The 26,566-nt window shown below is 46.5% G+C and carries 20 protein-coding genes; 14 read left to right on the forward strand and 6 right to left on the reverse strand.

The window, feature by feature from the left end:
• Nucleotides 1–14: 14 nt before the first annotated feature.
• The gene (locus B5G04_RS16080; protein ID WP_087249338.1) at nt 15–905 is read right to left on the reverse strand and encodes a hypothetical protein; all 891 of its coding nucleotides are present in this window, start codon (nt 903–905) and stop codon (nt 15–17) included.
• 205 nt (nt 906–1,110) lie between these two features.
• Between B5G04_RS16080 and B5G04_RS16085 the strand changes: the two genes are divergently transcribed.
• From B5G04_RS16085 to B5G04_RS16105, 5 genes are all read left to right on the forward strand, one after another.
• Complete coding sequence (locus B5G04_RS16085; RefSeq protein WP_087398029.1) at nt 1,111–2,421, forward strand: DUF5690 family protein; 1,311 nt, start codon at nt 1,111–1,113, stop codon at nt 2,419–2,421.
• A 17-nt stretch (nt 2,422–2,438) separates the two neighbouring features.
• Nucleotides 2,439–3,665 (forward strand): FAD-dependent oxidoreductase, encoded by a 1,227-nt coding sequence (locus tag B5G04_RS16090; RefSeq protein WP_087398030.1) that lies wholly within the window; start codon nt 2,439–2,441, stop codon nt 3,663–3,665.
• Nucleotides 3,666–3,798: 133 nt separating this feature from the next.
• Nucleotides 3,799–4,557: an electron transfer flavoprotein subunit beta/FixA family protein gene (locus B5G04_RS16095; protein WP_087398031.1), complete on the forward strand. Its 759-nt coding sequence runs from the start codon at nt 3,799–3,801 to the stop codon at nt 4,555–4,557.
• A gap of 248 nt (nt 4,558–4,805) precedes the next feature.
• Nucleotides 4,806–6,011 (forward strand): electron transfer flavoprotein subunit alpha, encoded by a 1,206-nt coding sequence (locus tag B5G04_RS16100; protein ID WP_087398042.1) that lies wholly within the window; start codon nt 4,806–4,808, stop codon nt 6,009–6,011.
• Complete coding sequence (locus B5G04_RS16105; protein WP_087398032.1) at nt 6,008–7,138, forward strand: porin; 1,131 nt, start codon at nt 6,008–6,010, stop codon at nt 7,136–7,138. The genes B5G04_RS16100 and B5G04_RS16105 overlap by 4 nt, the downstream gene beginning before the upstream one ends.
• A gap of 70 nt (nt 7,139–7,208) precedes the next feature.
• Here the strand turns inward: B5G04_RS16105 and B5G04_RS16110 are convergent, their stop codons facing one another.
• The 3 genes from B5G04_RS16110 to B5G04_RS16120 all read right to left on the reverse strand — a co-directional run bounded on the left by B5G04_RS16110 (nt 7,209) and on the right by B5G04_RS16120 (nt 9,906).
• A complete protein-coding gene (locus B5G04_RS16110; protein ID WP_087212829.1) occupies nt 7,209–8,411 on the reverse strand; it encodes a clostripain-related cysteine peptidase in 1,203 nt (400 codons plus the stop codon).
• A 2-nt stretch (nt 8,412–8,413) separates the two neighbouring features.
• Complete coding sequence (locus B5G04_RS16115) at nt 8,414–8,821, reverse strand: hypothetical protein (RefSeq protein WP_022041230.1); 408 nt, start codon at nt 8,819–8,821, stop codon at nt 8,414–8,416.
• A gap of 224 nt (nt 8,822–9,045) precedes the next feature.
• Entirely contained in the window at nt 9,046–9,906 is an 861-nt protein-coding gene (locus B5G04_RS16120; protein ID WP_022041231.1) for an RNA polymerase sigma factor RpoD/SigA, read from the reverse strand.
• Nucleotides 9,907–10,078: 172 nt separating this feature from the next.
• Here B5G04_RS16120 and B5G04_RS20010 point away from each other — a divergent pair, with 172 nt between their 5' ends.
• A complete protein-coding gene (locus tag B5G04_RS20010; protein WP_158100123.1) occupies nt 10,079–10,288 on the forward strand; it encodes a hypothetical protein in 210 nt (69 codons plus the stop codon).
• Nucleotides 10,289–10,377: 89 nt separating this feature from the next.
• Here B5G04_RS20010 and B5G04_RS16125 read toward each other — a convergent pair whose 3' ends face one another.
• On the reverse strand, nt 10,378–12,582 hold the full coding sequence (locus B5G04_RS16125; protein ID WP_087398033.1) for a sodium-translocating pyrophosphatase: 2,205 nt from the start codon (nt 12,580–12,582) through the stop codon (nt 10,378–10,380).
• A 170-nt stretch (nt 12,583–12,752) separates the two neighbouring features.
• Nucleotides 12,753–14,219, reverse strand: a complete 1,467-nt coding sequence (locus B5G04_RS16130) for a potassium/proton antiporter (RefSeq protein ID WP_162608581.1) — start codon at nt 14,217–14,219, stop codon at nt 12,753–12,755.
• A gap of 773 nt (nt 14,220–14,992) precedes the next feature.
• On the opposite strand from B5G04_RS16130, the gene B5G04_RS16135 reads away from it, so the two are divergent.
• From B5G04_RS16135 to B5G04_RS16170, 8 genes are all read left to right on the forward strand, one after another.
• Complete coding sequence (locus B5G04_RS16135; RefSeq protein ID WP_022041235.1) at nt 14,993–16,738, forward strand: sodium:solute symporter; 1,746 nt, start codon at nt 14,993–14,995, stop codon at nt 16,736–16,738.
• 40 nt (nt 16,739–16,778) lie between these two features.
• A complete protein-coding gene (locus B5G04_RS16140) occupies nt 16,779–17,933 on the forward strand; it encodes an aldose epimerase family protein (RefSeq protein ID WP_022041236.1) in 1,155 nt (384 codons plus the stop codon).
• A gap of 13 nt (nt 17,934–17,946) precedes the next feature.
• Entirely contained in the window at nt 17,947–18,624 is a 678-nt protein-coding gene (locus B5G04_RS16145; protein ID WP_087398043.1) for an NUDIX domain-containing protein, read from the forward strand.
• A 5-nt stretch (nt 18,625–18,629) separates the two neighbouring features.
• Nucleotides 18,630–19,319, forward strand: a complete 690-nt coding sequence (locus tag B5G04_RS16150) for an L-ribulose-5-phosphate 4-epimerase (protein WP_087398034.1) — start codon at nt 18,630–18,632, stop codon at nt 19,317–19,319.
• A gap of 29 nt (nt 19,320–19,348) precedes the next feature.
• Nucleotides 19,349–20,875 (forward strand): L-arabinose isomerase, encoded by a 1,527-nt coding sequence (gene araA, locus B5G04_RS16155; RefSeq protein ID WP_022041239.1) that lies wholly within the window; start codon nt 19,349–19,351, stop codon nt 20,873–20,875.
• A gap of 117 nt (nt 20,876–20,992) precedes the next feature.
• Entirely contained in the window at nt 20,993–22,597 is a 1,605-nt protein-coding gene (locus B5G04_RS16160; RefSeq protein ID WP_022041240.1) for an FGGY-family carbohydrate kinase, read from the forward strand.
• Nucleotides 22,598–22,627: 30 nt separating this feature from the next.
• A complete protein-coding gene (locus B5G04_RS16165; protein ID WP_087210875.1) occupies nt 22,628–24,172 on the forward strand; it encodes an alpha-N-arabinofuranosidase in 1,545 nt (514 codons plus the stop codon).
• A 6-nt stretch (nt 24,173–24,178) separates the two neighbouring features.
• Nucleotides 24,179–26,155, forward strand: a complete 1,977-nt coding sequence (locus B5G04_RS16170; protein WP_087249324.1) for an alpha-L-arabinofuranosidase C-terminal domain-containing protein — start codon at nt 24,179–24,181, stop codon at nt 26,153–26,155.
• Nucleotides 26,156–26,566: the final 411 nt, after the last annotated feature.

Here is a 26,566-nt window from a genome sequence, read left to right on the forward strand (position 1 = left end):
CGGTGGTGAATTTGTTATAATAGCTTTAGCAGTTCTTTTTCCCTCATCAAATCGTTTACGTTTTTTTCGGGAGATACCAGCATCATGCTTCTTATCACGTCTCCTTGTTGGCAAGTATAATCATAATACGCTTGCTGTTCTTCATTCAGTTTGTCTTTTGGAATGACTTCCGTACGCATTTCGGCAAATTCTTCTAAGGGGATTTCATTCCCTTGGCGCACGAAGACTACCCGTCGGGCGATGGGGTTGCGGCTATAATCGTGTGTCAGGTAGATGCCTTTCATCCAACCGGGGTATTCGATAAGCGGCAATTGCAAGAAGACTACTTTCAGTGCCAATTGCAAGTGCTTTTGTTCATTAAACATCAAGTACCCTATTTGGAACGGAGAAAACACGCCCACGCCTGCATAATAATCACCGTTCATGTTTTGCGAATAAACTTTGGGCAACGCATCGCCGTCGGTGATAGAAGCTATCATATACGGTTCCACTTTCAGCCCGTCGGAGAAAGAAGACGAACTGTATGCCAAATACAATCCGGTATAGATTCCTGCATTGGGCAGGTAGCGCAAGGCTTCTTTCTCGATGTCGTCCAGAAACGGGCGGGCATTGTTCTTGTTGCTTGCCTGCCGGGGCTCGATATGGTTTACCTTATCATATAAGGTGTCCAGGCATCCCAGCAGTTTGCGTTTCGATACGTTGTTTACTTGTTGCAGGGCTTTGTCTAACGCCGCTTCCTGCTCTTCTCCGCCCGAAACAAGATTGACATACATCGGAAGTACGGAAGAGTAGAGCGATGACAGTACGCTCGAAGCGATGTCGGTCTCTTCGGATATGTCCTTCATCCTTACCCCCGATTCGCGGAGCTTTTTCATTCGTTCGTAAAGGGAGAGTAATCTGTCCATAGTCGTTTTGTCGATTTTTTGCAAATGTACGATTTAGATGTTACAGCAATATTTCAATTGTTTCATTTCGGTGACATTATCTTGATATAAAGATGAATTTATAAATGTCCTGTAAAAGAGGTTTATAATACATCATAAATTAATTCTTTCAGAATCAAGGGCGGGATAGCTTTGCACTCGAAATCAGACTAAAACGTTGAAAGATATGAAACAATTGATTAAAAACAGGAATTTATCGGAAGTGCTGCTCATCTTGTGGGCAGGAGGTGCGGCATTGCTTTCTTATTCGTTGGTGTATGCCTTGCGCAAGCCTTATACGGCGGCTTCGTTTGAAGGATTGGAGCTCTTTGGAAGCGATTACAAAGTGGTGGTGACCACCATTCAGATTTTGGGTTATGTGATTGCCAAGTTTTTCGGCATTAAGATTATTTCGGAACTGAAGAAGGAGAACCGCTTCCGTTTCTTTGTAGGTTCGGCAGTGCTTGCCGAGGCGGCATTGGTAGGGTTCGGATTGCTGGATACTCCTTGGAATGTCATCGCGATGTTTGTCAATGGCCTTTCGCTGGGCTGCATGTGGGGCGTGATATTCAGTTTTATCGAAGGGCGGAAAGTGACCGACATTCTGGCAAGCCTGTTGGGCGTAAGCATGGTGTTCAGTTCGGGCGTGGCGAAAAGCTTTGGGTTGTTTGCCATGAACGAAATGCACATCAGCCAGTTCTGGATGCCTGCGGTCATCGGCGGTTTTGCCTTGCCTTTGCTGGTGCTGATGGGATACATGCTGAAGCGGCTTCCGCAGCCCACGGCAGAAGACATCGCCCTGCGCAACGAGCGTGTGACGCTGGACAGCAAGGGACGCAAGGCGCTCTTCTTGAAATATGCGCCGATATTGACCTTGTTGTTTATCGGCAACTTCATGCTGCTCGTTTTACGTGACATCAAAGAAGACTTCCTGGTGTACATCTTGGACATGAGCAACCAGTCGTCGTGGATGTTTGCCCGGATAGATACGATTGTGACGCTGATTATTTTAGGCATTTTCGCCCTGTTCATCTTCTTCCGCAGCAATATCCGTGCGCTGCTTTGGCTGATGACCCTGGTGATTGCCGGATGCCTCACCATGACGTATGTGTCTTATCATTACGATACGCTCGACCTCTCGCCCGTGATGTGGCTTTTCATTGAAAGCTTGTCGCTGTATATCGCTTACCTGACTTTCCAGACGGTTTTCTTCGACCGGTTTATCGCTTGTTTCCGAATCAAGGGGAATGTAGGTTTCTTCATAGCGATGATTGACTTTATCGGCTATTTGGGCACGGTGACGTTGTTGTCTACCAAAGAGCTGCTCAATATTGAGGTAGAATGGTTCGCTTTGTTCAATCACATTGCTTGTGGAGTAGGTGCCTTGTGTACGGTGTTGTTTACTGTTGCGGGTATCCTCATTTACCGTAAGTACAACGCTACGCTCGAAGTGAAGAAGGCTGATGAAATGTGTGTGAACGCGCAATATAGTATGTAAATATATAAATAAGGTATATGGAAAAGACTTACGATGTCATCATCATCGGTGGCGGATTATTGGGATGCGCTACTGCTTATCAGTTGGCAAAACGGAAAGCCGGAAGAATCTTGCTGCTTGACGGAAACGAAATCGCTTCGCAGGCATCATCGCGTGCGGCTTGCCTGCTGACACGTGCTCGGACCAAACCTGCCCTGATGGAATTGGTGCAGGAAACGTATGATTGCATAAATGAGATAGAAACGCTGCTGGGCGAGTCGCTGGAACTCCAGCAATGCGGAAGCATTACCGTCGCTTCGTCCGAAGCCTCGCTGAAAGGGCTGGAAGCTTTGGAAGAGGCCGCTACCCGTTTCGGCATCCCCAACGAGCGCATTCCGAAAGACAGGGTGCAGGCGTTGCTTCCGTGGATAGATGCGGAAGCGGTGGATGTGGCGCTTTATATGCCCACCGATGCGTTTATCGATTCGGCGCTGCTCTGTTCGGGTTATGCCAAGGCGGCTGCCCGTTTGGGCGTGACGCTTCGCCCGAATTGTAAGGTGAAAGAGATTATGGTTGAAGGCGGCCGCGTCTGCGGTGTCCGGCTGGCTGACGGTGAATGCATCGAAGCCCCGGTTGTGGTCAATGCGGCAGGTTCGTGGGCCAATCTGTTGATGCGTCCCCTCCATGTAGGGCTTCCGTTTACGCCGGTTCGCAGCCATTTCTGGATAACGAAGATTGACAAGGAGCGTTTTCCGGCAGGGCATCCGTTTACCGTGATTCCCGATGCCCGTGCCTTCACCCGCTCGGATGTGGGTGCCTTGATTATCGGCTTGCGCGAAAGCCGTTGCCAGCCGTTCGACCCGGCTACTCTGACCGGACAACTGGAAGATTTTGATTTCCGCAAAGAAGCCGAATGGACGGTGCTCGACGAATGTGCGCCGCTGCTGAAGCCTTACTTGCACGATATTGACGATTTGCCCATTGCGCATTACATGGCAGGCCCGTCTTGCTATGTGCCCGATGCCATGTTCATCATCGGTCCGGTGCAGGCATACGCAGGGCTGTTCACCGTTACCGGATGCTGCGGAGGCGGCGTTGCGGCAGGCGGAGGCATGGGACGGCTGGCAGCGGAACTGATTACGGGCGAGACTCCTTTTGTCAATCCGGCGTTGTTCGCTCCCGAACGCTTCGGCGAGGTAGACCCGTTCTCGCCCGAGTTTCAGCAGCGTTGCGCCGATGCCCGTTCGAACAAGAAAGGCGGATAAGTTTGGGATTTGTTGCCCACGCCGTGGGGAAGGTTTCCAGCTTTGGGATTTCTGTACATTGCAGGAAGCTTTCGCACGCCTAAACTGGACACAACGGAAAAATAGTAAATGGTAAACAGTAAAATAGTCAATAATGAAACGGTATATTGTATTTTTGAAACAGGTTCCTCAGTCGACTAAAGTGGAACTTGACTCGGTGACAAAGACATTGAAGCGTTCTTCGGCATTGAGTCGGACGAATCCGGATGACTTGTATGCCTTGCAAATGGCGCTCGACTTAAAACGAGATACCGCAGCCGAAGTGGTTACGGTCAGCATGGGGCCGGCCTCGGCAGAATCCGTATTGCGCGAAGCGTTGCAGCGGGGCGCCGACCGGGCGATATTGCTTTCTTCTCCGGCTTTTGCCGGAAGCGATACGTGGTGTACGAGCCTGGTTCTGGCTGCGGCTGTGCGCAAGATAGGAGCGTACGACTTGTTGTTCTTCGGCAAAATGGCCATCGACGGCGATACGGCGCAAGTGGGGCCGGAAGTGGCAGGGCAGTTGGATATTCCTCAAGTCACCTGCCTGTCTGCCGTCGGGCAGCTGACCGAACATACGATAAGCGTCAGCCGGAAAGCGGGGGCGTATTTGCAGCGGATGGAAATCGAGTTGCCTTGCGCCGTGATGGTAAGCCGCGAAAACGGCGAACTGGATTGCATTACTTTGTCGGGCTGGCGCCGGGCGCAACGGCAGGAAATCCTTCGTTGGGACGAGAAGGACCTGAGTATAAATGCGTCTTCCGTAGGGCTGTATGCTTCTCCTACGCGGGTGGTATCGACTGCCGTGCCTGTCCGGAAAAAAGAAATCAACTGGTGTACGGATGCAGCCGCATTTGCTGAAGCAATTAAATAAGTGTGCAAAATGATATGATCAGAAACACAGATTTTCGCGGATTAGCGCAGATTATTTTTATTTACGATTTGACAATTTACTATCTACTGTTTGAGCACTAAATCGTACTTCGTAAATCAAAAATAGTAAATCAAAAGAATCCGTGAAAATCTGCGTTAATCTGCGTTTCTGAGATGGCTACATTATATAAATTAATTCTCAACATCTACTTATTAAACGAATCTTATCACTTATAACGAATGAATCTTATGAATGAACATACTGCCTCTTTTGCGCTTCGGGTGCGCAAAGACCAATGTATCGGTTGTGGAATGTGTGCGGACGCTTGTGCTTACGGTGCCATCCGCATGGCGGAATATCCGGAAATCGACCCGTATAAATGCCGTTTGTGCGGAAGTTGTGTGCAAGCCTGCCCTTCGGAGGCTTTGGCGTTGAATGAACCGGAGACGCAGACGCAAATTTCCGGCGGAACGTCTAAAGGCATTTGGGTGCTTGCCGAAACAGAAGCGGACGGAACCCTTTCTGCGGTTACAAAAGAATTGTTAGGGAAGGCTGCCGTTCTGGCTGAAAAGCTGCATCAGGATGTAGAGGCTCTTTTAATCGGGAGTGAATCGGATGCGGCGGTGTCTTCGTTGGCGGCGTATGGAGCACAGCGGATACATCTTGCCGGGCATCCGTCGTTGGCTTCGTTCATCGAAGAAAATTATGCCCGTGCTGCCGTCCGGGTTATCCGCGAATGCCGTCCGGATATCTTGCTGGTAGGCGCAACGCCTCGCGGGCGTGGATTGTCTGCCCGTATCGCGGCCCTGCTCCAGACGGGTTTGACTGCCGATTGCACGGAGTTGGACATTGATGCCGAAACAGGCCTGCTTCAGCAGATACGTCCGGCTTTTGGCGGAAACTTAATGGCTACGATTGCTACTCCGGCGCACCGTCCGCAAATGGCTTCGGTACGTCCGGGAGTGATGAAAGCGCGTGAAGCGAACCCTGCCTTGAAAGGGGAATGCATCTGGCATGATTTATCGGACTTTAAGTGCGACGGCCGTATCCGCTTATTGGACGAGGTATTGGAAACAGCCGGCGGGGATTCGTTGGGGAACAGCCGGATTGTGGTCGGAGTAGGGCGTGGCGTGAAGAAGAAGGAAACGGTAGAGCGTATCTGTCAGTGGGCTAAACAATGGGGAGCAGCTGTGGCCGGGTCACGTGCTGCGGTAGAAGCTGGCTTGATTGACGCGCATTTGCAAGTAGGGCAGACCGGCCAGACCATTGCTCCAGACTTGTATATCGCTATCGGTATCAGTGGGCAAATCCAGCACACGGCAGGCATTGCCGGTGCCAAACGAATTGTTGCAATTAATCCGGATAAGACTGCGCCGATATTTAATGTGGCAGATTACGGTTGGGCAGTTCCGATAGAAGAAGCGCTTCCCCAATTAATGGCTGTACAGGTATGAAGAAAATCGTATCTGGATTGTTGAGTGCCATTCTCCTGTTGGGAGGAGTGACAGCGCAGGCACAAGAGCAGTTGAAGGTAAAGTTCCGTTCGCGTGCCCTGCTCGATGCCGCCGTGTCGGGCTATGGCAAAGAAGACGTGCAAGGCTATTATCGGCTGGAAGATTTCCGGGTCGGGTTCAAAGCGACTTACGGGCAGTGGGAGGCAAAAGCCGATATCGGATTGGGAGGAGGTAAAGTAGCGATAAAGGATTTGTTGCTGAATTACCACTTTAAGAACAGTGTGCTTTCGCTGGGCAATGCGTACGAGCCTTTTTCGATGGATATGTTGATAAGCACAGCCGATTTGCGTTTCCATCAGTCGGCTGCATCGGTCTTGGCTTTTACCGATAGCCGGAAGTTGGGTGCAACGTATCATTTCTATACCGATTCGTGGTATCTTGCTACGGGTGTCTATACGCATAATGATATCAATAAGATAGGGAGCAATCAGAAGAATGCCTTTGTATCGACTTCCCGTGCCGTATGGCGCAAGCAAGGGAAAGACCATCGGCTGATTCACGTAGGCGGTGCCTTTTCTTTCCGCACGAAACAGGTCAATACCGAAGAGCCGCCTGTGGGTACGGTAGATAGTGAGGGCATTACATCGATGTTTCCTGCTTCGTTGCTTGAAGCTGAAGTGCCGAATATGGGAACAGAGGTGAAAGGGGTAGTTGAGGCATTATACACCGCTCCACGCTGGATGGTTCAAGCCGAATATTATTTCGACCGTTTGAACCGTACGGATGGCGGGAAGGCATACCGTCCGCACGGGGGATACATTCAAGGCGGTTTCTTGTTGAAAGGACGCGGCTTCGAATACGATGCGGTGTATGGCATACCGAGCCGTCCGGCTACTCCACAAGCTATCGAACTAGTTGCCCGCTTGAATTATACGGACATGAACGATAACCGTGCAGGAATTTATGGAGGTGAGGAGACTGACTTGTCTTTAGGTGTAAACTGGTACATCAACCAATATTTAGGAGTGAAGCTGAACGGCAGCTATGTATGGGTAGGGGAGCATTGCAACGCTTTTTATAAGAAAGACTTCTTTCTTGCCCAGCTTCGGTTGCAGTATATTTTCTGAAAAGGAAAAGGCGCGGAAAGAATCAGAATCCTGATTGTTTCTGCGCCTTTGCACTTGTGCGTCGTAAACCTTATTCACTCCATACTGTCTGGTACCACGAAATGGCGGAACGGTAATAGTCGTTCCATCGGGTATTTCCTGGCACGGCATCGGGAATGTACATGCCCATTCCGCAATAGCGGTCTTCGTCTACTCTGAAAGTGGAGTGATTCGTGATACAGCTTTTGGCAAGTACGGTCTGGTCCAATACTTGCTGGAAAGACTCCGGAAGTGTCCCTCCATTCAGCTGGCGGATGACATCTGCTACATCGAACGAGAAGTATTGGTAGTCGTTTATTCCATATTGCTGGATGGAGTGAAGCGAAAGATCTTCGAGGGCGGATGTGTGTTGGGAGAGTTGCTCCCTCACGGCTGTGGCAAAAACGTCCATCTGTTTGCAGTCTACTACGGCATAAGTTCCCCATAGCCCTCTGCTTTTATTGAAATTGATGACATTTTCGCAAAGTTTGTCGAAGTCGATTTCGTCTTGATACAAGTTATTCAATATCTCGTGGTAAGGGAAACCTACTACTGGTGTTTCCAATACCGAAGCGATGCAATAGCGTGTGGCGTGACGCAGTTCGTAGCACACTTCGGCGGTTTGCATCATGCAGGCATCGAATAGCACGAAGTCGAGATTGTCTGGGAAAGTCTGTTCCAGTACGTCGGCAAGTTCGGGGATGTTGATAGAGTTATAGACATTCCCGTCTTGTCCGAATGATTTGGTAGCAATGTCTGTGCCTGCAGCAGGCATCCAGCTGGTAGCATGTGAACCGAAGATAAGTCCATAGCTGAGCGAGGGAACAATGTCTGCCATCATTTGCAAGTTGGCACGCATCACTTCCGGATCGGTTGAAGTTCCCGTTACGGCAGTATAGCGGTTGGCTTGTGCGATGACGTTGCCTTGAGTGATGTCATTGCCTTCCAAAGCTGGTTGGCCGTTGATTTGCCCGTGTCCATCAGAGAAATAGGCAAGGATTTGCGCTTCGTTAATGTATTGGTTGCTGGAAGTCGGTTTGTAGTAAATGAGCAGCGTGCATGAGTCTCCACTTTCAGCAAGGCTTTCGTACATCCATTGTACATTGTTCATAATATCTTCGTCCAGATTGTTGTTGGCAATCAAATAGGCAAGTATGGCACGCTTGGCCTGTACCGGCTGTTCATGTTCGGGTATTTCGTCCGAACAGCCCGTCAGGATGAAAAGTGAAACAATGTATAGGAATAATTTTCTCATAATCAATAAATCTCTGCTTTTTCAAATTTGAATTCAGGGTCTACGTCAAGAAGCACCAGCGTATTTCCCTTCTGGTATTTTTCTTTCAGCTTGTTGATTTCCTTTTGCAGGTTTTTCTTTTTTTTGTTGTAGTAAACGAAGCACGTACGGTTTTTCCCGTTTTCCTGTTGTTCCAGGTATTCTTTTAGCTGGATGCTGTATTGTGCACGTCCTACCAGCAATCCGTCACCGCCTACCATGGCACTGTCTACATATTGGATATCTGTGAAATAAACCAGTGAGTCACTGAATGAAGCCGATACTCCAGCGATGTAGACGCCGTATTTGTTCTTGTTTTTCGGCGATTTGGCAAGAACGGGTATCACGATGGATGCGATGAGCAAAAAGCAAAGCAGTTTAATCTGTTTCATAAATTTATAAGTTTTACAAAGCAAAAGTAAGCAATTGTAGGCATATATGAAACCGTCTGGAGTGAAATTAACATATTTAAGTTCGTTTTCGGAAGGAAGGCATTGGCTGAGCGTGGCATTCCTTTACCTTATTATATAATATAGCTTGCAGGGCATAATAGTGAAAAAGCTGTAAGTGTCCGTAGACCTTACAGCTTTTTGTAAATTCGGAAACCGATGTTCGTTTATCCTAAATAAGATTTGAGCAGTTTGCTACGCGAGTTTTGTCTTAATCTTCTGATGGCTTTTTCCTTAATCTGGCGCACACGTTCGCGTGTCAGTCCAAATTTGTCACCAATTTCTTCCAACGTCATTTCTTGCGTTCCTATACCGAAAAACATCTGGATAATTTCCTTCTCTCTTTCGGTCAACGTAGAAAGCGCTCTGTCGATTTCCCTCGAAAGTGATTCATTCACCAAGGAGCGGTCCGCCATAGGGGAGTCGTCGTTTACCAGCACGTCCAGTAGGCTGTTGTCTTCTCCTTCCACGAAAGGAGCGTCTACAGAGATGTGGCGTCCTGAAACTTTCAGCGTGTCCGAAATCTTGTCTACCGGGATTTCCAGTTCGTCTGCCAGCTCTTCCGGTGACGGACGGCGTTCGTTTTCTTGTTCGAATTTAGAGAAAGCCTTGCTGATTTTGTTCAGCGAACCTACCTGGTTCAATGGCAAGCGCACGATACGGGATTGCTCGGCCAGTGCTTGGAGAATAGATTGACGAATCCACCATACGGCGTAACTGATGAATTTGAAACCACGGGTCTCGTCAAACTTCTCGGCAGCCTTAATCAAGCCCAGATTTCCTTCGTTTATCAAGTCTGGAAGGCTCAATCCTTGGTTTTGATACTGTTTGGCCACTGATACTACAAATCGCAGGTTTGCACGTGTAAGTTTCTCTAACGCTGCACGATCGCCTTTGCGAATACGCTGAGCGAGTTCCACTTCTTCCTCTACCGTAATCAGGTCTTCGCGTCCGATTTCCTGAAGGTATTTGTCCAAAGAGGCGCTCTCTCGGTTAGTGATACTTTTGGTAATCTTAAGTTGTCTCATTATTTATACCGAATTTGGGAACAAAGATAAGAATTTTTCCTGATATAATAGCTCTTGATTTAATATAAATTGGGTGAATTAACAAAAATATGCTTCTATTTGCTTGGATTTTTTTGTTTTAGGCAAAAATTTTTTAGGAATTTCTTAGAAGCTGTTTTGAATTTATCGTGCGATGATTTGGGATGAGTTTTTGAGGCATTTTCGCTTTTGTGATGAGGAAGATAGCGGGCTATCTGACGAAGAACAGGAGCGGAAAGGACCAAAAAATCGCCCAAAGCACACACGAAAACGGATACATCAAGCCAAGAAAAACTTTTTGGAGAAATTCAAAACAGCTTCTTATGTTGCCAATTATAGTCAGAAACAGTTTCAAAGAGCCTGAATGAAAAATTAATTGAATATCCGAAACATCCCATGTAGGGGCGTACCGCATACGCCCCTACATGGTGATATTCGTGTTTATTGCCGTTGTCAGAACAGGCTCCATGCCACAGTAAGCCCTGCCATTACGATAGCAACCATACTCATCAGTTTTACAAGAATGTTCAGGCTGGGACCGGATGTGTCTTTGAACGGGTCGCCTACGGTATCGCCTACTACAGTGGCACGGTGCACTTCGCTTCCTTTTCCGCCAAAGTTTCCTTCTTCCACATATTTCTTGGCATTGTCCCAGGCACCTCCGGCATTTGCCATAAAGATGGCTAGCACGAAGCCTGATGAAAGTCCGCCAATCAGCAGACCGATGACACCCGGTACACCGAAGAGCAACCCCGTAACTATAGGAGCGATGATGGCAAGCAGAGAGGGGAATACCATTTCGCGTTGGGCGCCTTGTGTGGAAATCTGTACACACCGGGCGTAGTCAGGCTCGGCATTTCCACTCAGGATGCCTTTTATTTCACGGAACTGGCGGCGCACTTCTTCTACCATGCGCGAGGCTGCACGCCCTACAGCATTCATCGTAAGACCGCAGAAAAGGAAAGACATCATACTGCCAATGAACATCCCTGAAAGCACTTTAGGATTCATTAGTGTAACATCGTAATAAATCATGAAGTCGTCCAGTCCTGCCTCGTGGATGGCTATCTGGATGCCGTTGGGAAGTTCAAGGATGGCGGTTCCGATACGTTCCAGTCCGATACGTACTTCTTCGATGTATGAAGCCAGCAGGGAGAGTCCTGTAAGGGCTGCCGAGCCGATGGCAAATCCTTTTCCGGTAGCTGCGGTAGTATTGCCCAGCGAGTCGAGCGCATCGGTACGCCGGCGCACCTCTTCGCCCAGCTTGCTCATTTCGGCGTTTCCTCCGGCATTGTCGGCAATGGGGCCGTAAGCATCTGTGGCAAGGGTAATTCCTAAGGTGGAAAGCATGCCTACCGATGCGATTCCGATGCCGTAAAGTCCCATCCCAATGTTGGTGAAGTCGAATCCTGAAGCTAGCCAGTAGGAAAGGATGATGCCTGCTACTACGGCTATGACTGGGATGGTAGTGGAAATCATTCCCAGTCCGATGCCGGAGATAATAACGGTGGCAGGTCCTGTCTTACCACTTTCGGAGAGCTTGCGTGTGGGTTTGTATGATTGTGAAGTGTAATATTCGGTAGACTGCCCGATGATGATTCCTACCAGCAGGCCTACGATGACAGCCAGTGATATGTTTACCCAGTTGTCCAATCTTAAAAGCCAAAGGATGAGAAACGTGCCGATGATGATGAAAAACGAGCTGAGGTTGGTTCCGGTAGAAAGTGCTTTCAGCAGCTCTTTCATCGTAGCGTTTTCGCGTGTGCGTACTGCAAAAATGCCGATAATGGATAGGATGATGCCGATGGCAGCTATCAGCATCGGTGCGATGACTGCCTTGAACTGCATTTCGGTGTCTCCTGTGCCGATAAAAGCAGCGGCACCCAGTGCGGCGGTGGCAAGGATGGAGCCACAATACGATTCGTAGAGGTCGGCTCCCATACCTGCAACGTCGCCTACGTTATCGCCTACATTATCGGCGATGGTTGCCGGGTTACGCGGGTCGTCTTCAGGTATTCCGGCTTCAACTTTGCCTACCAGGTCGGCTCCTACATCGGCGGCTTTCGTGTAGATGCCTCCGCCTACGCGGGCGAAGAGAGCCTGTGTGGAAGCTCCCATTCCGAAGGTGAGCATTGTAGTGGTTATGACGCAGAGCTTTGAGGTAGGGTTCAGTGCATTGTCGGGGATGCATCGTTCCAGTAAGAGATACCAGAAGGAGATGTCGAACAAGCCCAGTCCTACTACCACCAGTCCCATGACTGCTCCGCTTCGGAAAGCGATGCGCAGGCCTTTGTCGAGTGAGGTACGGGCGGCGTTGGCAGTACGTGCTGAGGCGTATGTGGCGGTTTTCATTCCGAGGTAGCCGGACAAGCCGGAGAAGAACCCTCCTGTCAGGAATGCGACGGGCACCCAGTGGTTCTGGAGGTTGAAGCCGTATGCCATGATGGCAAACAGGAGAGCAAGTCCGATAAACACGAGTGTCACCACTTTATATTGTTGCTTGAGGTACGACATCGCCCCACGGCGTACATGTTCGGCGATTTTCTGCATCTCGGGTGTTCCTTCGCTTTCTCCTTTCATCTGTTTATAGAAGAAAGCCGCCAAGGCAAGTGCCAGGAACGAGGCGGCTGGAGCAATCCAGAAGAGATAGTTTTCCATAATGTTATGATTTTGAATGGTGTGTCGGTCTTGCAGACAAGTTTCACCTTGGGCACAAAGACATACAGAGGTTTTTCCCGTGGGCTGTGTGGTCGCCGGGTGATGCGTATTGTCTGTTCTTGTAATTTTCTCAAAGGTAAGGAAAAAATCTCTTCGGTTTGTTTCCTGATTTACAGATTTTGTCGCTTTTTCTGTTTATTTTCAGAAATGAGCAGGAGTTTGTCACCTTCATGAAGTTCTATTTGTCCGTTGGGAATGATGAATTCGTTTCCGCGTTTTACCAGCATCACCAGTGTGCCTTGAGGCAGGTTCATGTCTGCCAATCTGTTTCCTTCTTCCAGCATTTCGGCGGTGAGGGTCAGGTCGTCCAGTCGGGTATCTATTTCATCGGGAAGCTCTACGCCGAATGCGTTTCCTTCTTTGGCTTGGGGCATGTCGAGCTTGAGCCAGCGTGCCATCTGTGAAATGCTCATCCCTTGAATGACAAGCGAGAGAAGGGTGATGAAAAATACAATGTTGAACAATTGGTTTGACCCTGGGATTTCAGCTATGACGGGGTAGGTAGCGAAAATGATGGGAACAGCTCCACGCAGCCCTACCCATGATACGAAGAGCCGTGCACGTAGGGAAATGTTCCGGAAAGGAAGCAGGCAGAGGAACACGCTTACTGGACGTGCCACTACAATCATGAATGCACCGATAAGCAAGCCGATGCCTGCGATACCTATCATCTCATGTGGGTTTACCAGCAGTCCGAGGGCGAGGAACATGATGATTTGGAAAAGCCATGTCAGCCCGTCCATAAAAGTTTGTGTCTCTTTCCGTGATGCCAGTTTGGCATTGCCTACGATGACTCCGGCTATGTAGACCGCCAGATAACCGTTTCCGTGTACCAGGTCGGTGGTAGTAAAGGTAATAAATACAATACTCAGCAGGAGGATGGGGTAAAGAGAGGTATTAGGTAACTCGATTTTGTTGATGAGCCATACGGCGAACTTGCCTGCTGCATAGCCGATTGTTCCACCGAAAAAGAATTGTACAAGCAGGTCGCGTGCGATGATTCCGGCATGCAAATCTGTTCCGCTTCCAATGACTTGTATCAGCACGATGGTAAGCATATATGCCATGGGGTCGTTGCTTCCGCTTTCCAGTTCCAGCATCGGGCGCAAGTTTTCTTTCAGGTTCATCCGTTGTGAGCGGAGCAGGTTGAATACCGAAGCCGAGTCGGTGGATGACATTGTGGCGGCAAGTAATAAAGAGGCGAGTAGGGTCAGCTGAATGTCTGCTTTTGTATGGTCGGATAAAAAATAAATGAACAGCCCCGTCAAGAGGGTAGTGACCAGCACGCCTGCAGTAGACAGAAGTATCCCTTGAGGCAGTATGGGCTTGATTTCGCGGAACCGTGTGTCCATCCCTCCCGTGAACAAGATGATGCTCAGCGCTATCATTCCTACGAACTGGGCATCTTTCGCGCTGTTGAACTGGATGCCCAGTCCGTCGCTTCCGAAAAGCATTCCTACCAGGAGGAAGAGCAAGAGGGTGGGGATGCCGAACTTATATCCGGTCTTGCTGATGAGAATACTGATGAATATCAGGATAGAGCCGATGAGTAGAATGTTTTCTGCAGTAATCATTATGAGTCTTGTTCTTTTTTTAAAGGTTGATGAAAAGTGTCCATGCAAAGATAATACAAAAAAGTGAGATACAGGACAAATCCTTAGAAACAGTTTTGAATTTATCGTGTGCTGATTTGGAATGAGTTTTTAAGGTATTTCCGCTTCTGTAACGAGGAGGATAGCGCGGACTATCTTTGCAGGATGCAGCCGGTTGCGGAAACCCGCGGATATAGGTGCGCCGGCAAACGCATATAGGTCCATTCGCTGTAAGATTATTAATCTTCAGGCTGCAAGATTATTAATCTTACAAGCGGAAGATTATTAATCTTACACCAGACGAAGTTATCTGCACTGGGGGAAGAAGATAATAACAACAACTAAATATGAGTCAAAAGCAGAGGTAAAAACCGGAATATCGCAATTGCAAGCCTACGAGGATAAGAAATGCAGTCCGGTCTTTTTGAGGCAGCACCTGTCATGTCTGAATGCCTTTATCGGTGGAATCATATATGTGCAAAATTACTTCCGCCAACGGGTGTTGGATATATAATAAGGTGTACAGAATAGGTATCGGTTGCCGGGAAGTGGACAATAGAACAGGTTTTGGCAGAAATTTGTCCAAATATGTTGTGTAACACACAAATTTATGAACATAACTCGTAAGGAATTTGTAATATTGCAGTCGAATTAGTGTAAATGATACACTTTACTGATAATGGCCGGTTCTTGTAACTTGCGTGACCTTTTGGACATCTAATTAACATGAAACATAAATTAAAAAAACAAACGTGATTATGAATTGGAATTCAAGTGAATTTGTTTGGCTCGACTGGGCGGTTCTCGTCATCGGGGTCATTCTGATTGCGTGGGCGGTGTACCGTGCAATCCAAAAAGACAAAAAGCAACAACAAGGGGCTAACAGTGAAGATTACCTCTTCGGGAAAGGAGAGCCGTGGTACATTATCGGTGCGGCTATCTTTGCCGCCAATATCGGGTCGGAACACCTGGTCGGACTGGCAGGTACAGGAGCCAAGGACGGCGTTGGTATGGCACACTGGGAGATGCAGGGCTGGATGATTCTTATCCTCGGATGGCTGTTCGTCCCCTTCTATCAATTATTGAACAATAAGTTGGGCAAGATTATTACGATGCCTGACTTCCTGAAGTTCCGTTATACAAAGCGTACCGGTTCGTGGCTTTCCATCATTACTTTGATTGCATACGTGCTGACAAAAGTTTCTGTAACCGCATTCACCGGAGGTATTTTCTTCGAATACTTATTGAATATCCCGTTCTGGTACGGTGCTATCGGGCTGATTGCTATTACAGCGGTATTTACTGTTTTCGGTGGAATGAAAGGTGTGATGACCTTGTCGGCTATCCAGACTCCTATCCTCATCATTGGTTCTTTCCTTGTCTTGTTTTTAGGACTGCATCTGTTGGGAGATGGAAGCATTGCCGAAGGCTGGTCGCAGATGATGGCTGTATGTAATGCTGCCCACGACGGCTTTGGTACTACGCACATGTTCCATACTGATCCGGCAGATCCGATGTATCCCAAATTCCCGGGTTATGTAGTGTTCCTCGGTGCGTCTATCATTGGTTTCTGGTATTGGTGTACCGACCAGCACATTGTACAACGTGTGTTGGGGCAGACTAAGGGCGAAGACAATTCAGTAGTAATGGCACGTGCCCGTCGCGGTACGATTGCAGCCGGTTATTTCAAGTTGTTGCCTATCTTCATGTTCTTGATTCCGGGTATGGTGGCATACGCACTCTCGATGAAGGCGGGAAGCGGTATTGAGATGGATATCACTAACACACATGATACTGACGGCGCATTTGCCATGATGGTGAAAAATATCTTGCCGGCAGGGGTCAAAGGTATTGTGACCATTGGTTTTGTATGTGCCCTCGTTGCATCGTTGGCAGCATTCTTCAATAGCTGTGCTACGTTGTTTACCGAAGACTTTTATAAGCCGATGAAGAAAGGCATGAGCGAGAGCCATTATGTGTTTGTAGGCCGTCTTGCAACGGTAGTTGTTGTGCTTCTGGGATTGGCTTGGATGCCGATTATGATGAACATGGGTAACCTGTACTCTTACTTGCAAGACATTCAGTCACTGATTGCTCCGGCAATGGTGGCGGTGTTCTCGCTGGGTATCTTCTCAAAGAAGATTACTCCCAAAGCCGGCGAATGGGGACTTATCGGTGGTTTTCTGATTGGTATGGTGCGCTTGTTCACCAATGTCGTTACCGAATCGGGCACCAAGGTGATGGAAGGAGCTTTCTGGGAATACACGTCTTGGTTCTGGCAGACCAACTGGCTGGTGTTTGAAGTATGGTTGCTTGTATTCATTATCATTCTGATGGTTGTTGTGTCTTGTTTTACACCCGCTCCGTCCAAAGAACAGGTGGAAGCGATTACCTTCACCAAAGATTACAAGAAGGCTATCCGTGAGAGCTGGAATAAATGGGATGTCATCGCCACATTGGGTGTTGTTGCCTGCTGTGCAGCTTTCTACTGGTATTTTTGGTAAAGAGTAGATGAATGATGTTTTAAATAAAAAATAATAAGCGATGAAAAACATTCGGAATTCATTTTTAGGAATGAGTGCGGCACTTGCCTTGATGGCATCTTGCACTACGCAGGAACAGAAACCTGCATTGACCCTTTCGGGATTGGATCCTGCCAATTTTGAAACGACTGTAGACGGGACAAAAGCGGTTAAACTTTATACGTTGACAAATCATAACGGAATGGAAGTCTGCATTACAAACTTTGGTGGACGTATTGTCTCGCTGATGGTGCCGGACAAAAATGGCACGATGACAGATGTGGTGCTGGGCTTCGACAGCATTGCCGATTACCAGAATATCCCGAGCGATTTCGGAGCAGCCATCGGGCGTTATGCTAATCGTATTAATAAGGGGCAGATGAAAGTGGACGGCACTTTGATTCAATTGCCGACAAACAATTTCGGACATTGTCTGCACGGTGGACCTACCGGTTGGCAATATCAGGTGTATGAAGCAAATCAGACCAACGACAGTACTTTGGTCTTGACGATGAACTCGGCAGATGGCGATAATAATTTCCCGGGTAATGTGACTGCACATGTGACTTACGCATTGACAGCCAATAATGCCATCGATATCAAGTATGATGCTACTACCGACAAGACCACGGTAATCAATATGACCAACCATTCATACTTTAACCTGAATGGCGATCCCTCCAAGCCTGGAACCGACCAGATTCTGTATGTTGCGGCAGACAGCATTACTCCTGTCGACAGCACGTATATGACCAATGGCGAGATGATGGCTGTAAAGGATACTCCATTCGATTTCAATACGCCGAAGCCTATCGCTCCGTCTGTAACCGATTTTGAAAACGAACAAGTGAAGTTCGGTAATGGATTCGACCATAACTGGGTACTGAAGACTAAAGGCGATATCAGCCAGGTAGCAGCCAAGCTGACCAGCCCGACTTCGGGTATCAGTCTGACCGTATACACCGACGAGCCTGGTATCCAGGTTTACACAGGAAATTTCTTGGATGGAACCGTGAAAGGTAAGAAAGGCATTGCTTATCCGCAACGGGCTTCTGTATGTTTGGAGACTCAACATTATCCGGATAGTCCTAATAAGCCGCAATGGCCTTCGGTTATCCTGGAACCGGGTGAAACTTATCAGAGCCATTGTATATTCCAGTTCGGTATAGAAAAATGATTTTATGAACGATGTGTCTACATATTACAAGAATAATCCGAAATTTTTCGTCGGTATTGATTGCATCATATTCGGTTTTGAGAAAGAACAATTGAGCTTGTTGTTGCTTCAGCGTAATTTTGAGCCGGCAAAGGGTCAGTGGTCTTTAATGGGCGGTTTTGTCCAGGAAAATGAAAGCGCGGATGATGCGGCAAAGCGTGTGCTGTACGAACTGACCGGATTGAAGGATGTTTATATGGAACACATCGGAGCTTTTGGCAAGATAAACAGAGACCCGGGTGAACGGGTTATCTCGCTTGCTTATTATGCACTCATCAATACGAATAAATACGACCGGGAGCTGGTGCAACAGCATAATGCGTATTGGGTAAATATTGATGAGATACCTGATTTGATTTTCGACCATAACCAAATGGTAGAAAAAGCCCGGACGGCCATGAAGGAAAAGGCTTCTACCGCTCCCATTGGTTTCAATTTGCTTCCAGAGCTTTTTACACTTACGCAATTGCAAAGCTTGTATGAAGCTATTTATGGCGAACCAATGGATAAACGCAATTTCCGGAAGCGAATTGCGGATATGGGTTATATCGAGAAAACAGATAAAATAGATAAAACAGGTTCTAAAAGAGGGGCTTATCTGTACAAGTTCAATGATAAGGCTTATCAGCGGGACCCGAAATTCAAACTATAAGACTTATGTTAGAAAATTTGAAAGAAAAAGTGTTTCAGGCAAACCTTGATTTGGTGAAACATGGATTGGTGATTTTTACATGGGGTAATGTATCTGCTATCGACCGCGAAAAAGGGCTGGTAGTGATTAAGCCCAGTGGCGTAGCTTACGACGTAATGAAAGCATCGGATATGGTGGTGGTAGATTTGGATGGCAATGTAGTGGAAGGTGATTTACGTCCTTCCAGCGATACGCCGACTCATCTGGTTCTTTATAAGGCATTCAAGGAAATAGGTGGGGTGGTGCATACGCATTCTACGTATGCTACTGCATGGGCACAGGCCGGATGCGACATTCCGAATATAGGGACTACACATGCCGATTATTTTCACGAAGCCATCCCTTGCACGGCGGATATGACCGAAGAAGAGGTGAAAGGCGATTATGAATTGGAAACCGGAAACGTGATTGTAAAACGTTTCGAAGGAATGAATCCGGTTCATACTCCGGGTGTATTAGTGAAAAATCACGGACCTTTTGCGTGGGGTAAGGATGCTCACGATGCAGTTCATAATGCTGTAGTGATGGAGCAGGTGGCAAAAATGGCAAGCATTGCATATGCCGTCAATCCGCATCTGACGATGAACCCCCTGCTGGTAGAGAAACATTTCAGCCGCAAGCATGGTCCGAATGCTTACTACGGACAGAAGAAATAACATACTAACTTTTTAAAATACATAGAACTATGAGCACATTTGATCAATTTGAAGTATGGTTCGTAACAGGAGCTCAGCTTCTGTACGGAGGCGATGCTGTTATCGCAGTAGACGCACACAGTAATGAAATGGTAGCTGGATTGAATAACAGTGGAAATCTTCCGGTTAAAGTAGTATATAAAGGTACGGCTAACTCTTCAAAAGAAGTGGAAGCAGTAATGAAAGCAGCCAATAACGATGAGAAGTGTATCGGTGTTATCACGTGGATGCATACATTCTCGCCTGCAAAGATGTGGATACATGGCTTGCAACAATTGAAGAAACCGTTGCTTCACCTGCATACTCAGTTTAATGAAGAAATTCCTTGGGATACCATGGATATGGACTTTATGAATCTGAACCAGTCGGCACACGGTGACCGCGAGTTCGGACATATTTGCAGCCGTATGCGTATCCGTCGTAAAGTAGTAGTTGGTTATTGGAAAGATGCGGAAACCCAACGTAAGATTTCCGTTTGGATGCGTGTATGTGCAGCTTGGGCAGATGCACAGGACATGTTGATTATTCGTTTTGGCGACCAGATGAATAATGTAGCCGTAACGGATGGCGACAAGGTAGAAGCTGAAGTTCGGATGGGATACCATGTAGACTATTGTCCGGTAAGTGAACTGATGGAATATCACAGCCAGGTGAAAGACGAGGATGTAAAAGCATTGGTGGATGAGTATTTCCAGCTGTATGACCATGATAAAGAACTGGAAGATCAACGAACCGAAGCCTATGGAAAGGTATGGAATTCGGCTAAAGCGGAACTTGCCTTGCGTGCTATTTTGAAGGCAAAAGGTGCGAAAGGCTTCACTACTAACTTTGATGATTTGGGTCAGACAGACGGAAGTCATTTCGACCAGATTCCGGGACTTGCATCTCAGCGTCTGATGGCAGAAGGTTATGGCTTCGGTGCTGAAGGTGACTGGAAATCAGCAGCCTTGTACCGTACGGTATGGGTGATGAATCAAGGTCTGCCCAACGGATGTTCGTTCTTGGAAGACTATACGTTGAACTTCAATGGTGAAAGAAGTGCTATCCTGCAGGCACACATGTTGGAAGTTTGTCCGTTGATTGCAGCTCAAAAGCCACGTCTGGAAGTACATTTCCTGGGTATCGGTGTCCGTAAGAGCCAGACTGCCCGTTTGGTATTCACTTCAAAGACGGGTACTGGATGTACAGCAACAGTGGTGGATATGGGTAATCGTTTCCGTTTGATTGTAAACGATGTAGAATGTATTGAACCGAAACCGCTGCCTAAATTGCCGGTAGCTTCTGCATTGTGGATTCCGCAGCCTAATTTTGAAGTAGGTGCAGGTGCATGGATTTTGGCTGGTGGAACTCACCACTCTTGCTTCTCGTACGATTTGACTGCAGAATATTGGGAAGATTATGCTGAAATCGCAGGCATCGAAATGGTACATATCAACAAAGATACCACCATTAGCGACTTCAAGAAAGAACTCCGTATGAACGAAGTTTATTATATGCTGAATAAAGCTCTTTGCTAATAGTTGATCGGAACACAGAGACACGGAGCACTGAGGTTTTATTCGTAAATAGATTCTCTGTGCCTTTGTGTCTCTGTGTTTTATTTTTATTATTTATTATAATCATATAATCATATCATGAATACAGACACAAAATCAATTATCGAATCAGGAAAGGCTATTTTGGGTATCGAATTGGGTTCGACTCGTATTAAAGCAGTATTGATCGACCCCGAAAACAAACCTATAGCTCAGGGAAGTCATGTTTGGGAAAACCAATTGGTAGATGGACTGTGGACTTATAGCATTGATGCCATTTGGAACGGACTTCGGGATTGTTATGCCGATCTATGTGCTGATGTAAAGAAACAGTACGATACGGATATAGAAACTTTGGCGGCTATTGGCGTTAGTGCCATGATGCACGGTTATATGGCTTTCAATGATAAAGAGGAGATTCTCGTTCCGTTCCGTACGTGGCGCAATACCAATACAGGCATAGCTGCAGCAGCTCTTTCGGAAGCATTTGTTTACAATATTCCGTTGCGCTGGAGCATCTCTCATTTGTATCAGGCTATTCTGAACGGTGAATCACATGTAAAAGATATTGCTTATCTGACAACTTTGGCTGGATATGTGCACTGGCAGTTGAGTGGGAAAAAGGTATTGGGCATCGGCGATGCTTCGGGTGTGCTTCCCATTGACCCTGCTACAAAGAATTATTCGGCAGAGATGGTGGAGAAATTCGATAAAATGGTTGCACCGAAAGGCTTTTCTTGGAAATTGACCGATATTTTGCCTAAGGTGTTGCAAGCCGGTGAGAATGCAGGTTTCCTGACACCTGAGGGTGCTAAAAAACTTGATGGGTCCGGCCGTTTGAAAGCAGGCATACCTTTGTGTCCTCCCGAAGGAGATGCAGGAACAGGTATGGTGGCTACCAATGCTGTGAAGCAGCGTACAGGTAATGTATCGGCAGGTACTTCTTCGTTTTCTATGATTGTACTGGAGAAAGACTTGTCGAAACCGTATGAAATGATTGATATGGTGACTACGCCTGACGGCAGCCTGGTTGCCATGGTACATTGTAATAATTGTACTTCCGACCTTAATGCCTGGGTTAATTTGTTTAAAGAATATCAAGAACTACTGGGGGTACCCGTAGATATGAATGAGGTTTTCGGAAAACTGTATAATCATGCTCTTGAAGGAGATGCTGATTGTGGTGGACTGATTTCTTACAATTACATTTCGGGTGAACCGGTAACCAGACTTGCTGAAGGAAGACCTTTGGTTGTACGTTCTGCCAATGATAAATTCAACCTTGCCAACTTTATGCGTGCCAACCTGTATGCATCTGTGGCTGTACTGAAAATAGGTAATGATATTTTGTTCAACGAAGAGAAAATCAAAGTAGACCGTATTACAGGTCACGGAGGATTGTTCAAGACAAAAGGGGTAGGACAGCGCATTTTGGCGGCAGCACTCAATTCGCCTATATCTGTTATGGAAACGGCCGGTGAAGGCGGTGCCTGGGGTATTGCTTTGTTAGGGTCTTATTTGGTGAACAATCCACAAAAATTGTCGCTTGCCGATTTCCTTGATGAACAAGTATTTGCTGGGAACACAGGTGTGGAAATTAAACCGGACCTGAAAGATGTAGCAGGATTCAATGCATACATTGAAACTTATAAAGCTGGTTTACCTATCGAAGAAGCAGCTGTAAAATATAAGGTTAGTGAATGAGCCGATTAATGATTAATTAAAGAAGAAAAAATGAAAAACAAACTGATTCTTAGTGGCTTGATGCTGGGCGTCAGCCTTGCTGTATCCGCACAACAACACGCGACTGTAACCGTTCACACAGAAAAGGCTGAACAAATCATTCCGAAAGAAATATACGGACAATTCGCTGAGCATTTGGGTACCTGTATTTATGGGGGCTTGTGGGTAGGTGAGGATTCTCCTATTCCTAATACAAACGGATACCGTAATGATGTACTTGAAGCGTTGAAAAAATTGAAAGTACCTGTATTGCGTTGGCCAGGCGGATGCTTTGCCGATGAATATCATTGGATGGATGGCATTGGACCCAAAGAAAACCGCCCGAAAATGGTGAACAATAACTGGGGAGGGACTGTAGAAGATAATAGTTTTGGTACTCACGAATTTCTTAACTTGTGCGAGCTTTTGGGTTGCGAGCCTTATATCAGCGGCAATGTGGGAAGCGGAACAGTAGAAGAAATGGCAAAGTGGGTGGAATATATGACATCTGAGCAGGGAAGCCCCATGGCAAAGTTGCGTTTGCAGAATGGACGTGAAAAACCTTGGAAAGTAAAATACTTTGGTGTAGGTAATGAAAGTTGGGGTTGTGGAGGCAGTATGCGTCCGGAATATTATGCCGATTTGTATCGTCGTTATTCTACATATTGTCGTAACTACAATGGAAATAAATTGTTTAAGATTGCCAGCGGTGCCAGCGATTACGATTATAATTGGACAGAAGTGTTGATGCAGAATGTCGGTCATCGTATGGATGGTGTATCTTTGCATTATTATACAGTACCTGGATGGACTGGAAGTAAAGGTTCTGCTACTAAGTTTACAACCGATGATTACTATTGGACGATGGGTAAATGCCGTGAAATTGAGGATGTGTTGAAGCGTCACATGGCTATTATGGATAAATATGATCCGAAGAAACAAATTGCTCTTATCGTCGATGAATGGGGTACTTGGTGGGATGAAGAACCCGGTACAATTCCCGGCCATCTGTATCAGCAGAACACGATGCGTGATGCGTTTGTAGCTTCACTTACATTGGATATCTTCCATAAATATACCGACCGTGTGAAGATGACCAACATAGCCCAGATCGCTAATGTGCTGCAATCGATGATTTTGACGAAAGAGGACAAAATGGTCCTGACGCCGACTTATCATGTATTCGAAATGTATAATGTACATCAAGATGCTACGTTCTTGCCATCAGACCTGCAATGTACCTATAAGAATGTGCGTGATAATCGTGTGGTACCTATGATTAGTACAAGTGCTTCGCGTGACAAGGAAGGACGTATTCACTTGTCGTTGTCTAATATCGACCTTGAAGAATCGGCTGAGGTAACCGTTAACCTAGAAGGTTTCGAGGGGAAACAGGTTACGGGACGTATCCTGGCTGCAGATAAGATTGATACGTATAATACGTTTGAAAATCCGGATGCCGTTACTGTGAAGGATTTCAAGGATGTTAAGTTGCAAAAGGGCGGTTTGTTGGTAAAATTGCCTGCTATGTCTATTGTTACACTCGAAATCAAATGATAATTTATGAATAAATCAACAATTTTCAGTTTGGCCTTGGCGACTTGTTGCTGTACGGGGCTGGCGGCACAGGAAGTCAACCACATGGTGGTAAAGGCAAACAAGCCAGGTGCCGAAATCCAACCCACCATGTATGGACATTTTTTTGAGGATATTAATTATGGTGCAGATGGAGGATTGTATGCCGAATTGGTCATGAACCGTTCATTTGAATTTCCCAATCGTCTGCAAGGCTGGAAAACATTCGGTAATGTTACGGTCTTGGAGGATGGACCTTTCGACCGTAATCCACATTACATTCGTCTTGCAGATCCGGGACATCCGCATAAGCGTACAGGGGTAGTCAATGAAGGCTTTTTCGGCATTGGATTGAAAGAAAATGCTCAATACCGCTTTACTGTGTGGGCCAGAGGAAACGGGCAGAAGATCCGGGTGGAACTCATTGATCCGTATTCGATGGGGGAAACTCAGGTGTTGACTTCGGGAGACGTAGCCTTGAACTCGGCTGATTGGAAAAAATATGAATTGGTGCTTACTGCTCCACAAACCATTGATGCGGCACAGCTGCGTATCTTCCTGGCTTCTGCAGGCAATGTTGACTTGGAGCATATTTCACTTTTCCCCGTCGATACATGGAAAGGGCGTGAAAATGGTTTGCGTAAAGATCTTGTACAGGCCTTGGTTGATACCAAACCAGGTGTATTCCGTTTCCCTGGTGGATGTATCGTAGAAGGTACACATATCAATGACCGTTATCAATGGAAAAACTCAGTAGGTCCTGTAGAGAACCGTCCGTTGAACTCGAACCGATGGGAATATACTTTCCCTCATCGTTATTATCCTGATTATCACCAGACATATGGTATGGGATTTTACGAACTTTTCTTGTTGGCTGAAGATATGGGCGCTGAGCCTCTTCCGATTGTTAATGTAGGTCTGGCATGCCAGTATCAAAACGATGATCCTAAAGCGCATGTCCCAGTGGACAGCCTGCAAAGCTATATTCAGGACGCACTTGACCTTATTGAGTTTGCCAATGGTGATGAAACAACAAAGTGGGGTAAACTTCGTGCCGAAATGGGACATCCCGCTCCTTTTAATATGAAATTTATTGGAGTAGGAAACGAACAGTGGGGACCGGAGTATCCCGAACGTCTGAAATATTTTGTCGATGCTATCCGCAAAGCTTATCCCGATATTCAGATTATCGGTTCATCTGGTCCGAATTCGGAGGGTAAGGACTTTGATTATTTGTGGCCTGAGATGAAAAAGTTGAAAGTGGATTTGGTCGACGAACATTTTTATCGCCCCGAAGATTGGTTCTTGAAGTCGGGCAATCGTTATGATAATTATGACCGTAAAGGACCGAAGGTGTTTGCAGGAGAATATGCTTGCCACGGAAAAGGAAAGAAATGGAATCATTTTTATGCATCATTGCTTGAAGCTGCTTTCCTGACAGGAGTGGAACGTAATGCTGATGTAGTGTATATGGCTACTTATGCTCCTTTATTGGCGCATGTGAAAGGCTGGCAATGGCGTCCGGACTTGATTTGGTTTGACAATTTGCGTAGTGTACGTTCATGCAGCTGGTATGTGCAATACCTTTATGGACACAATAAAGGTACACAGGTTGTGCCTTTGTTGATGGATGGCAAGGCTGTAAGCGGTCAGCCAGATCAAAATGGTTTGTTTGCCAGCGCTGTGTGGGATGAACCTACAAAAAGCTATATCGTTAAGATTGTCAACGTATCCGATAAGGCTCAATCTGTAACGGTAGAATTTGATGGCTTGAAAAAGAAAAAACTTGCTACGCAGGCCGATTGTATCCTGTTCCACTCGGATAATCCGGATGAAGAAAATTCGTTGGATAATCCCAATCTGATTACTCCGAAAGAAAGTAAAGTTACTGTTGATGGTAAGACTTTGCAGTCTGAAGTAGGTGCACAGACTTTTGTTATCTATCGTGTAAGTATGCAGGAATAATCTTCCTCTTGTAGGGAAACAGGTTGAAGGAAGAACTGGTTTGCCATTTTATTGGAATAATACCTTGAACTAGCTATATCTCCATTGTTGTTTTGGTGATATTGATAGGGCAAGGTATTATTTTGTTTGGATGGTTTATATGTGGTGGAATGTCGGATAATTAGAGCATTTTTTGTATATTGGAGGTAAGAGCCTGTTTAAATTTTGCTCAGGTTAATTTTGCGAATTGTTTTCGAGGATGTTTTTCTGATTTTATAAGGAGGATAGCGGGCTATCTGACGAATAAAATCGGGGAAACAGACCGGAAACAAACGCAAAAGAACCTGATAGAATATTAGAAGCTGTTTTGAATTTCTCCAAAAAGTTTTTCTTGGCTTGATGTATCCGTTTTCGTGTGTGCTTTGGGCGATT

This window comes from Bacteroides sp. An51A (assembly GCF_002161565.1).
Lineage (GTDB): Bacteria > Bacteroidota > Bacteroidia > Bacteroidales > Bacteroidaceae > Phocaeicola > Phocaeicola intestinalis.

Excerpts from the sequence above, each read along its gene's own strand:
- B5G04_RS16165 (WP_087210875.1), top strand. The coding sequence starts at position 22,628 with ATGAAAAACAAACTGATTCTTAGTGGCTTGATGCTGGGCGTCAGCCTT.
- araA (WP_022041239.1), top strand. The coding sequence starts at position 19,349 with ATGAGCACATTTGATCAATTTGAAGTATGGTTCGTAACAGGAGCTCAG.
- B5G04_RS16150 (WP_087398034.1), top strand. The coding sequence starts at position 18,630 with ATGTTAGAAAATTTGAAAGAAAAAGTGTTTCAGGCAAACCTTGATTTG.
- B5G04_RS16160 (WP_022041240.1), top strand. The coding sequence starts at position 20,993 with ATGAATACAGACACAAAATCAATTATCGAATCAGGAAAGGCTATTTTG.
- B5G04_RS16125 (WP_087398033.1), bottom strand. The coding sequence starts at position 12,582 with ATGGAAAACTATCTCTTCTGGATTGCTCCAGCCGCCTCGTTCCTGGCA.
- B5G04_RS16080 (WP_087249338.1), bottom strand. The coding sequence starts at position 905 with ATGGACAGATTACTCTCCCTTTACGAACGAATGAAAAAGCTCCGCGAA.
- B5G04_RS20010 (WP_158100123.1), top strand. The coding sequence starts at position 10,079 with ATGATTTGGGATGAGTTTTTGAGGCATTTTCGCTTTTGTGATGAGGAA.
- B5G04_RS16140 (WP_022041236.1), top strand. The coding sequence starts at position 16,779 with ATGAAAAACATTCGGAATTCATTTTTAGGAATGAGTGCGGCACTTGCC.
- B5G04_RS16100 (WP_087398042.1), top strand. The coding sequence starts at position 4,806 with ATGAATGAACATACTGCCTCTTTTGCGCTTCGGGTGCGCAAAGACCAA.
- B5G04_RS16095 (WP_087398031.1), top strand. The coding sequence starts at position 3,799 with ATGAAACGGTATATTGTATTTTTGAAACAGGTTCCTCAGTCGACTAAA.
- B5G04_RS16085 (WP_087398029.1), top strand. The coding sequence starts at position 1,111 with ATGAAACAATTGATTAAAAACAGGAATTTATCGGAAGTGCTGCTCATC.
- B5G04_RS16115 (WP_022041230.1), bottom strand. The coding sequence starts at position 8,821 with ATGAAACAGATTAAACTGCTTTGCTTTTTGCTCATCGCATCCATCGTG.
- B5G04_RS16120 (WP_022041231.1), bottom strand. The coding sequence starts at position 9,906 with ATGAGACAACTTAAGATTACCAAAAGTATCACTAACCGAGAGAGCGCC.
- B5G04_RS16170 (WP_087249324.1), top strand. The coding sequence starts at position 24,179 with ATGAATAAATCAACAATTTTCAGTTTGGCCTTGGCGACTTGTTGCTGT.
- B5G04_RS16135 (WP_022041235.1), top strand. The coding sequence starts at position 14,993 with ATGAATTGGAATTCAAGTGAATTTGTTTGGCTCGACTGGGCGGTTCTC.
- B5G04_RS16090 (WP_087398030.1), top strand. The coding sequence starts at position 2,439 with ATGGAAAAGACTTACGATGTCATCATCATCGGTGGCGGATTATTGGGA.
- B5G04_RS16110 (WP_087212829.1), bottom strand. The coding sequence starts at position 8,411 with ATGAGAAAATTATTCCTATACATTGTTTCACTTTTCATCCTGACGGGC.
- B5G04_RS16105 (WP_087398032.1), top strand. The coding sequence starts at position 6,008 with ATGAAGAAAATCGTATCTGGATTGTTGAGTGCCATTCTCCTGTTGGGA.